Below are 8,187 nucleotides of genomic sequence, written 5' to 3' on the forward strand. Positions count from 1 at the left end.
AATGCGCAGCCGTTGGCTATGTAGCTCAGTTGGTTAGAGCACATCACTCATAATGATGGGGTCCCCTGTTCAAATCAGGGCATAGCCACCACCTAAAACTTGCTTAGCAAGTAGCACTAGATGTTCCCGAATAGCTCAGTCGGTAGAGCAGTAGACTGTTAATCTATTGGTCACAGGTTCAAGTCCTGTTTCGGGAGCCAATTCTAGTTACCAAAACCTCTGTATTCCCGAGTAGCTCAGTGGTAGAGCAGTAGACTGTTAATCTATTGGTCGCAGGTTCGACCCCTGCCTCGGGAGCCAAAACAGCTTAATTCAAGCTAAAAAAATTCCCCAAAAAAACACCTTCCAACACCTACTTTTTTAAGCCAACTAACGCCTAAAAATAGTATTTATTTGCCTTCTAAAAACAGCCCCTAAAAAGCTATGTGACAAATTTGTGACAAATCTGTGCCAACACCTACAATTACCTAATATTCAAAACTTAAAAATTGAGCACATCACTAAATATGTTACTAAAGCTGATTTTAAATAGCTTTCCATGAGTGCAAGATGCAGATAGTCGCTTAAAAGCTCTAAAAACACGCTTAGCTAACTTTCATAATGCTCAATTAGGATACTTAGCACTAACACTGAAGTCAGGGCAGAAGAGCAAATAAAGCACACCAAATTGAATCTTGATCGTGGCCATCTTAACTGTAGTGGCTTAGTTAATTTGATGGTGCTCCACTCACAAGTTCGTCCGGAATATACTCAACTAAATCACTCACTTGGCAGCCAAAATACCTGCAAAGCTTATCTATATGATCAGTGCTGGTGCTTAACCCTCTCCTATTAATCATTTTTGACAAAGTAACGCGGTGAATTCCTGCCTCCTCAGCCACTTCGGCAATAGTAATCCTTCTTCCTTCAGCAAATTCCTTCTCAGCTATAAGCTCTTTTATCTTAAAACGTAGCATTTTAACTACACCTGTTAGTAAATATATTCAAATACTATCAAATAACTTCAAATATAGCTTGCAAAGACCAAGCAATGAAGCTATAAATATACTGATGTAGTCAATTAACTACGTTTGAAGTCATTAAATACCTGTGGAGGAATACTATGGTAGATAATTATCTTACTACTGCAGAGTTAGCAGCTCGTATTAAATACGATGCACGCACTATCCGGGAGCGTTTAAAGGATTCAGTACTGTTTGAAGGCAAGCACTACATCAGACCTTTTGGCGGTAGAAAAATTCTTTATATCTGGGACGCAATTGAGCGCGACATGCTTAAAGCATCAAATGAAACTTCATTAAATATTCCACTAGCTAATGGGAGTGTGATGTATGGGGCACATTAGGGTAAGAAAAGAGACTGGTAAATTATATTTTGATTTTCAATATCAGAAGACAAGGTGTCGTGAACAGACTTTGTTAGATGATACCCCTGAAAATAGGAGCAAACTCAACGTAGCAATGAAGCGCATTGATGCGGAAATAACCTTAGGAACTTTTGACTACGAAAAATATTTTCCGGGATCAAAAAATGCAGAAAAGTTCGAAGCTAAAGCTAAGACTCAAGTGCAAAATAAATCTGCACAAGGTCAAGAACAGCTAGCAGAAAAGTCTACTCCTCTGTTTGAAGAATTTGCAGAAACGTGGTTTTCCGAGATGAAGATTCAGTGGCGAACCACTTATATAGAAGCTGTCACTATTAATCTAAACAAGCATATCTTGCCTGTCTTTAGAGATAAAGAGGTCGGCTGCATTCGTAAAGCTGACATTCTTGCCTTTAGGTCTGAACTCGCCAAAGTAACGAACCCAAAAGGCAAGACGATTGCACCAGCCACTATCAATAAGATCATGGTGCCTTTGCGCATGATACTTAATGAGGCAGCCAACCGATTTGATTTTAGCTCACCCTACGCTGGAATAAAATCTTTAAGTGTTCCACGCACAGACGTTTCACCTTTTAGCATTGAAGAGGTTAGGTTAATTCTTCAGAAAGTTCGGCCAGATTTTAAAAACTACTTTTTACTACGTTTTTTTACTGGTATGCGCACTAGTGAAATCAATGGATTAACTTGGAAAAATGTTGACTTTGATCGAATGCAAATTTTAGTTAGACAAGCTTATGTCGCTGGCGAGTTTGTTTATACCAAAAATGATGGTTCTTTTAGGTCAATAGATATGTCCAAGCTAGTTTATGACGCACTGAAAGAACAGCTTGAAGTAACTGGTAAAGGTGAAATGGTTTTTTGTAATACGGTCGGGAAACCCCTGTATCACAAAAATGTTAGTGAACGTGTTTGGTACCCCCTACTTCGCCATCTTGGGCTAGAGAGGCGAACGCCCTATCAGACTAGGCATACAGCGGCAACCTTATGGTTAGCCTCTGGTGAAAGCCCTGAGTGGATTGCTAGGCAGATGGGGCATACCACTACCGAGATGCTCTTTAGAGTTTACTCACGTTACGTACCTAACCTAACCCGAAAAGATGGCTCTGCCATGGAAAGATTATTACTACAACAGTTTGAACCTGCTAAAAAAACTGAATTAGAGGTGAGCGAAAATGACTAAAATGGACTATGCAGCCCAGTTTACTGCTACTAGAGAAAAAAAACTAAAATCAAAACGCGCTAGGCAAAAAATTGCACGTCATTTACAAGCTGCCTTAAACATTTCAACAGGTGATGCGCTAGTTCTCTTTATTGGCCATGGCCATGAATTAAGCAACCTTGAGGCACTAGAGTCTTGGGTTGCTAAGCATTGTGGCGAACAAGAGTTAGCTAACATCAGTAATCATTTATCTGAATTAACTTGTAAGCTTGAGTACCAACTGAACAAACTAGAAGTCTACTGATTTAAAGAAATCAAAACCAACCTGACAGCAGCCAAAAAACTATGGCCTTGCTGTCAGGGTTATTATTTTCCATTTAGGCTTGACCAGAACAGTATTTTTTACCTATTTTTTTTAGCTCATTATGAATACGTGGGCTGCCGTAGATACAATCAAAATCTTCCCATATTGATTGAATTAAATCAGTAAGGCACTGATTTTTAGCTTTCTTGGTGAATCAGGTTGCTTGCCTCATTGATAGTAACCACTAGGATGTACCTTCAATAAACGCATACCTTAGCTTAAATGCGAAGAGCCCTTTAACCACTTTCCGTCACCCTACTGCAACTAGGGAACTTCTGGGTCGAAAACCCTTACACAATGTGGCATTATCTATGCTCTTTTACCAAGCAGTCACTAATAATAGGGAAGGTTAACTCAGGATGATTAGTGAATACCATGCAAAGTACTTTGCTTATGAATTAACTAGGCAAAAAAGTGGAGGGGATGTAGACCGTATTTCTTCATCACTTTTTGATGCTGCCGTAGACCTTAACCCCCACCAAATAGATGCCGCACTTTTTGCATTACAAAACCCCTTAAGTAAAGGTGTACTGCTAGCCGATGAAGTAGGCCTAGGTAAAACCATTGAAGCCGCACTAGTACTTTGTCAATATTGGGCAGAACGCCGCCGTCACTTACTTGTTATTTGCCCTGCTGCCCTGCGTAAACAATGGGCTAATGAGTTAAGCGAAAAGTTTCACTTACCCACCCAAGTATTAGATGCACGAACTTATAAAGATTTGCGTAAAGAAGGCATTTATAACCCCTTCGACCAGCAAAAAATACTGATTGTTTCTTACCATTATGCTGCTCGTATGGCAGATAAATTACGCACAACCCCTTGGGATTTAGTCGTTATAGATGAAGCCCATAAATTGCGTAATGCCCACCGCGAAAGCAATGTAATGGGGCAAGCAATTAAGTCTGCACTGGCAGGTTCACGCAAACTACTCTTAACCGCCACACCATTACAAAACTCATTAATAGAACTCTACGGGCTATCCACGCTGATTGATGAGCAACTATTTGGTGATTTAACCAGCTTTCGTAAACAATTTATTCGTAATGGGCCAGATATAACCGGCTTACGCCACCGCCTTAAAGAATTTAGCCAGCGCACCTTACGTCGCCAAGTGTTGGAATACGTTAAATACACAGAACGTAAAGCCATCACCATACCCTTTAGTCCAAGCGATGAAGAACAACGGCTTTATGACTTACTCTCAGCCTATCTACAACGCTCAGGCACTTATGGCGTACCTAGGCAACAAAGGCACCTAGTCTCTTTAGTTATTCGCAAACTACTGGCGTCATCTACCGAAGCCGTTATACAAACCCTTAGCACGCTGCTTAAACGGTTAAATGAGCTAAAAGAAGAAACCCGCCAACAAACCAGTTGGTTTGATCAGCTAATAAGCGAAGAAGAACTCGATGAAGAATGGTTTGATGAGCTAGAGCTAGAAGAAAACCCAGAAGAAGAACAAGAAAATCCTGTTGATTTAACCCAGCTACAAGGTGAAATAGCTGAACTAGAGTCTTACCTAACCCTAGCCCAAAGTATTAAAAGCGATGTTAAAACCCATGCACTGGTTAAAGCACTAGAGATAGGTTTTGAACGTATGTCTGCTATGGGAGCAGCCCGTAAAGCAGTTATTTTCACTGAATCTAGGCGCACTCAAGACTACTTACAGCAACACCTAGAACAACATGGCTACGCCAATAAAACCATTAGCTTTAGCGGCACTAACACATCAGCAGCTATAACCGGTATTTACCAACGCTGGATAAAAGAAAACCAAAACAGCGATAAAATTACCGGCAGCCCTGCCATAGATAAACGCTCAGCCATTATTAACTATTTTAAAACCGATGCTGAAATACTTATTGCCACCGAAGCCGCTGCAGAAGGGATAAACCTACAGTTTTGTAGCCTAGTAATAAACTACGATTTACCCTGGAATCCTCAAAGAATTGAACAGCGTATTGGCCGCTGCCACCGCTATGGTCAAAAGCACGATGTAGTCGTTATAAACTTTTTAAACCAACGTAACTCAGCAGACCAGCGCGTACTTGAGCTTTTAACAGAAAAGCTTGAGCTATTTGAAGGCCTGTTTGGTGCGTCTGATGAACTTATAGGCCACCTAGAAGCCAACATTAATTTAGAAAAGCGCATTGCCTCTATATACGACACCTGCCGCACACCCAAAGAAATACAAACCGCTTTTGACACCCTGCAAGAAGAACTGGAAGAAAGTATTAGCAAACGCCTTAAAGACACAGAAGAAAAACTATTAGAAAACTTTGACGAACAAGTACATGAGCGCTTAAGACTGCAAAGAGAAAAAGCCGTTGCCCACCTAGACAAAATACAGCGCATGTTCTGGCAGCTAACCCGCTTTGTATTAAAGCAACACGCAGCATTTAATGAACAAAACCTAACTTTTAATTTGCAGCCAACCTTAGGCATAGCAGCACCCACAGGCGAATATCAGCTAATACAAAAAAACCAGCTAACCGATAAAAATAGCTACACCTACCGCCTAACCCACCCCTTAGGTGAATACGTACTAAACAGCGGTCGTACACAAACCTGCCCTTTGGCAAAAGTAACTTTTGATTTATCCGGTTATGCAGGCAAAATATCAGTGCTAGAAAACTTAACCAGCAAAACCGGCTGGCTAGCACTTAACCTGCTTGAATTAGACAGTTTTCAACGAGAAGAACACCTAGTTTTTAGTGGCCTAACCGATGCCAATGAACTGCTAGACCAAGAAGCTTGTGAGCGCTTATTTAACTTAACCGCTACAACTCAACCCTCTTCTGCAAACCTGCCTGAAGCTTTTAACCAGCAAATAAAAAGGCAACTTGAAGTAGCTTTAAGCAAAGCACTAGAAGAAAATACGGTGCATTTTAAAAGAGAACAAGAAAAGCTAGAAGCTTGGGCAGAAGACCAGCTGCTATCTGCCGAACAAGCATTAGAAGACACCAAAATTAAATTGCGTGATGCCAAGCGCCAAGCAAGGTTAGCAGCCAGCATAGAAGAACAAAAAACAGCCCAAGAAACGCTAAAAAAGCTTGAAAACCAACAGCGTAAGCAACGCAATGGAATTTTTGATGTAGAAGACGCTATTGAAGAGCGCCGCGACAGCCTTATAGCCGCCCTTGAAAAACGTATGTACCAACAAAGTAGCCATCAAACTTTATTCAGGCTGCATTTTGAAATTATTTAGGAATCACCCATGACGCAAGCCGTAAAACTCCGCGAAAAACTGGTTAATAAACTTTCTGATTTATTTCAGCTGAATCAGCCCGATTTAGACTTTGGCTTTTACCGCATCATGCACGCCAAAGCGGCACAAGTTCAGCAGTTTATAGACCAAGACCTGCTAACCATTATTACCAATGCCTTCGGCCAGGCGGATGATAACCAAGTTGCGACAGCCCGGGGTAAGTACGAAGCGGCGATTCAGCAAGCGAAAGACTTTGGTGCGCCCAACCCAGAAGAAACCAAACCCGTGCAAGAAGCCAAAGCCGCTTACGATGCAGCACGGGAAAGCGGCAGCAATGAAGCGCAGGTATACGATCATTTGTATCGTTTTTTTGAGCGCTATTATGATGACGGTGACTTTATTTCACGCCGTTATTACACCCGTGAAACGGCCAGTAATGCAGCGCCCTATGCCATTCCCTACAACGGCGAAGAAGTAAAGCTGCACTGGGCCAATGCCGACCAGTATTACATTAAGTCGGCGGAGCACTTCAGCAATTTCAGCTTTGATCTGCGCCAAGCCAAAGAAGTGCAAGCACAAGAAGGTTTGGATTTTGGGCAGAGTGCTGAATCGCACAAAGTGCATTTTCAAATTATCGATGCCAGCGAAGGTGAACACGGCAATATCAAAGCGGCTGATAACGCCAAGCGTGAGTTTGTGTTGCACACGGCTCAGCCGGTGGCGCTCAATGATGCCAATGAGCTTATCGTCAATTTTGAATACCGCGTGCTTTCTAGCCAAGACACGCTGACTAAAGAACAAGAAGAGGCCGTAAAAAAAGAGTTTGGCGCCAGCAACAAAGGCGACTTGCCTAACCTTCACATCACCCGCCAAATTCTTGCTGCGGCCAAAGCGCTAGATAGCTTACCCGCCGATTACCTAACGCTGCTTAGCACGCCTGCACCCACGGACAAAATCAAACAACGCCCGCTACTGGCGAAATACATCAACCAGTACACCAGCCGCAACACCATGGATTACTTTATCCATAAAGACTTGGGCAGTTTTTTACGCCGTGAGCTGGATTTTTATATTAAAAACGAAGTAATGCGCTTAGACGATATTGAAAATGCCGATGCCCCAGCGGTAGAAAGCTACCTCAGTAAAATCAAAGTGCTACGTCAAATCGCCCATAAGCTCATCGATTTTTTAGCCCAGCTGGAAGACTTTCAGAAAAAACTGTGGCTAAAGAAAAAGTTTGTTACCGAGACCAACTACTGCATCACCCTCGACCGTGTGCCTGTAGAACTGTATCCAGAAATCTGTGCCAACCAAGCCCAGCTTACTGAGTGGATACAGCTGTTTGCCATTGATGAGATTCAAGGCGACCTTACCACGCCCGCATTTAGTAATCCGTTAACGGTAGAGTTTTTGCAAGCCAACCAAAACCTAGTGCTGGATACGCAGTTTTTTAGTGAACAGTTTAAAGCCCAGCTTTTAGCGAGCATTGACGATTTTGATGAGCAATGTGATGGGTTATTGATTCATTCAGAGAACTTTCAAGCATTGCAGTTATTGCAAGAGCGCTATCGAGAGCAGGTTAAATGTGTCTATATTGATCCACCTTACAATACGGCTAAAAAAGATTTTAGCTATAAAGATGGCTATAAAAGCTCCAGCTGGATCAGTTTAAGCTCTAATAGACTTAACGCATCAAAACCTCTCCTTAATAAGGACTCAGTTTTTTTTTCAAATATCGATGAAAATGAGTTCTTTAATTATCAGCTATTATTAGCTGAGCATTTTGGTAGTGATAATTTTGTCGGGGATTGGGTTTGGCACAATAAAAAAGGAGGAGGTAACGATTCGACTCACCTTGCTGTTGAACATGAATATATAAAATGCTTTGCTTACGATAAGTCGGTTTTAGCTCCTTTTTTTCAACCATATACTGATATTTACTTAAAAAGACCTGGATTCAACTCTCAAGTGCAACTCATTAAACTAGGATTGGATGGCAAGCTGCTGTAGCATCTTATGCTTTTCAATCGACCAAGAATGAGAAGCAAACATGAGACACTACACACAGCTC

The 8,187-nt window shown here is 41.7% G+C and carries 6 protein-coding genes and 3 tRNA genes; 8 read left to right on the top strand and 1 reads right to left on the bottom strand.

Annotated features, from left to right (window positions below; translation table 11 throughout):
• Window positions 1-14: 14 nt before the first annotated feature.
• From BP27_RS0103095 to BP27_RS0103105, 3 genes are all read left to right on the top strand, one after another.
• Window positions 15-91 (top strand) — tRNA-Met (locus tag BP27_RS0103095).
• 33 nt (window positions 92-124) lie between these two features.
• Window positions 125-200: transfer RNA gene (locus BP27_RS0103100), tRNA-Asn, on the top strand.
• 25 nt (window positions 201-225) lie between these two features.
• A tRNA-Asn gene (locus BP27_RS0103105) sits at window positions 226-300 on the top strand.
• Between the two features lie 407 nt (window positions 301-707).
• Here BP27_RS0103105 and BP27_RS0103110 read toward each other — a convergent pair.
• Complete coding sequence (locus tag BP27_RS0103110) at window positions 708-956, bottom strand: helix-turn-helix domain-containing protein (RefSeq protein WP_027850306.1); 249 nt, start codon at window positions 954-956, stop codon at window positions 708-710.
• Window positions 957-1,102: 146 nt separating this feature from the next.
• On the opposite strand from BP27_RS0103110, the gene BP27_RS0103115 reads away from it, so the two are divergent.
• From BP27_RS0103115 to BP27_RS15005, 5 genes are all read left to right on the top strand, one after another.
• Window positions 1,103-1,345 (top strand): hypothetical protein, encoded by a 243-nt coding sequence (locus BP27_RS0103115; RefSeq protein ID WP_027850307.1) that lies wholly within the window; start codon window positions 1,103-1,105, stop codon window positions 1,343-1,345.
• A complete protein-coding gene (locus BP27_RS15000) occupies window positions 1,332-2,564 on the top strand; it encodes an Arm DNA-binding domain-containing protein (RefSeq protein ID WP_036239209.1) in 1,233 nt (410 codons plus the stop codon). Before BP27_RS0103115 ends, BP27_RS15000 begins: the two co-directional genes overlap by 14 nt.
• The gene (locus BP27_RS0103125; RefSeq protein ID WP_027850308.1) at window positions 2,557-2,847 is read left to right on the top strand and encodes a hypothetical protein; all 291 of its coding nucleotides are present in this window, start codon (window positions 2,557-2,559) and stop codon (window positions 2,845-2,847) included. Before BP27_RS15000 ends, BP27_RS0103125 begins: the two co-directional genes overlap by 8 nt.
• 419 nt (window positions 2,848-3,266) lie before the next feature.
• Window positions 3,267-6,116, top strand: a complete 2,850-nt coding sequence (locus BP27_RS0103130) for an SNF2-related protein (protein ID WP_027850309.1) — start codon at window positions 3,267-3,269, stop codon at window positions 6,114-6,116.
• 9 nt (window positions 6,117-6,125) lie between these two features.
• Complete coding sequence (locus BP27_RS15005; protein WP_051610203.1) at window positions 6,126-8,126, top strand: DNA methyltransferase; 2,001 nt, start codon at window positions 6,126-6,128, stop codon at window positions 8,124-8,126.
• Window positions 8,127-8,187 lie beyond the last annotated feature (61 nt).

The organism is Marinospirillum insulare DSM 21763 (assembly GCF_000686905.1).
In the GTDB taxonomy this organism is placed as follows: domain Bacteria; phylum Pseudomonadota; class Gammaproteobacteria; order Pseudomonadales; family Halomonadaceae; genus Marinospirillum; species Marinospirillum insulare.

What these genes read in the sequence shown, in the direction of transcription:
- BP27_RS0103130 (WP_027850309.1), top strand. Translation starts at nt 3,267, where the DNA reads ATGATTAGTGAATACCATGCAAAGTACTTTGCTTATGAATTAACTAGG.
- BP27_RS0103110 (WP_027850306.1), bottom strand. Translation starts at nt 956, where the DNA reads ATGCTACGTTTTAAGATAAAAGAGCTTATAGCTGAGAAGGAATTTGCT.
- BP27_RS15005 (WP_051610203.1), top strand. Translation starts at nt 6,126, where the DNA reads ATGACGCAAGCCGTAAAACTCCGCGAAAAACTGGTTAATAAACTTTCT.
- BP27_RS15000 (WP_036239209.1), top strand. Translation starts at nt 1,332, where the DNA reads ATGGGGCACATTAGGGTAAGAAAAGAGACTGGTAAATTATATTTTGAT.
- BP27_RS0103115 (WP_027850307.1), top strand. Translation starts at nt 1,103, where the DNA reads ATGGTAGATAATTATCTTACTACTGCAGAGTTAGCAGCTCGTATTAAA.
- BP27_RS0103125 (WP_027850308.1), top strand. Translation starts at nt 2,557, where the DNA reads ATGACTAAAATGGACTATGCAGCCCAGTTTACTGCTACTAGAGAAAAA.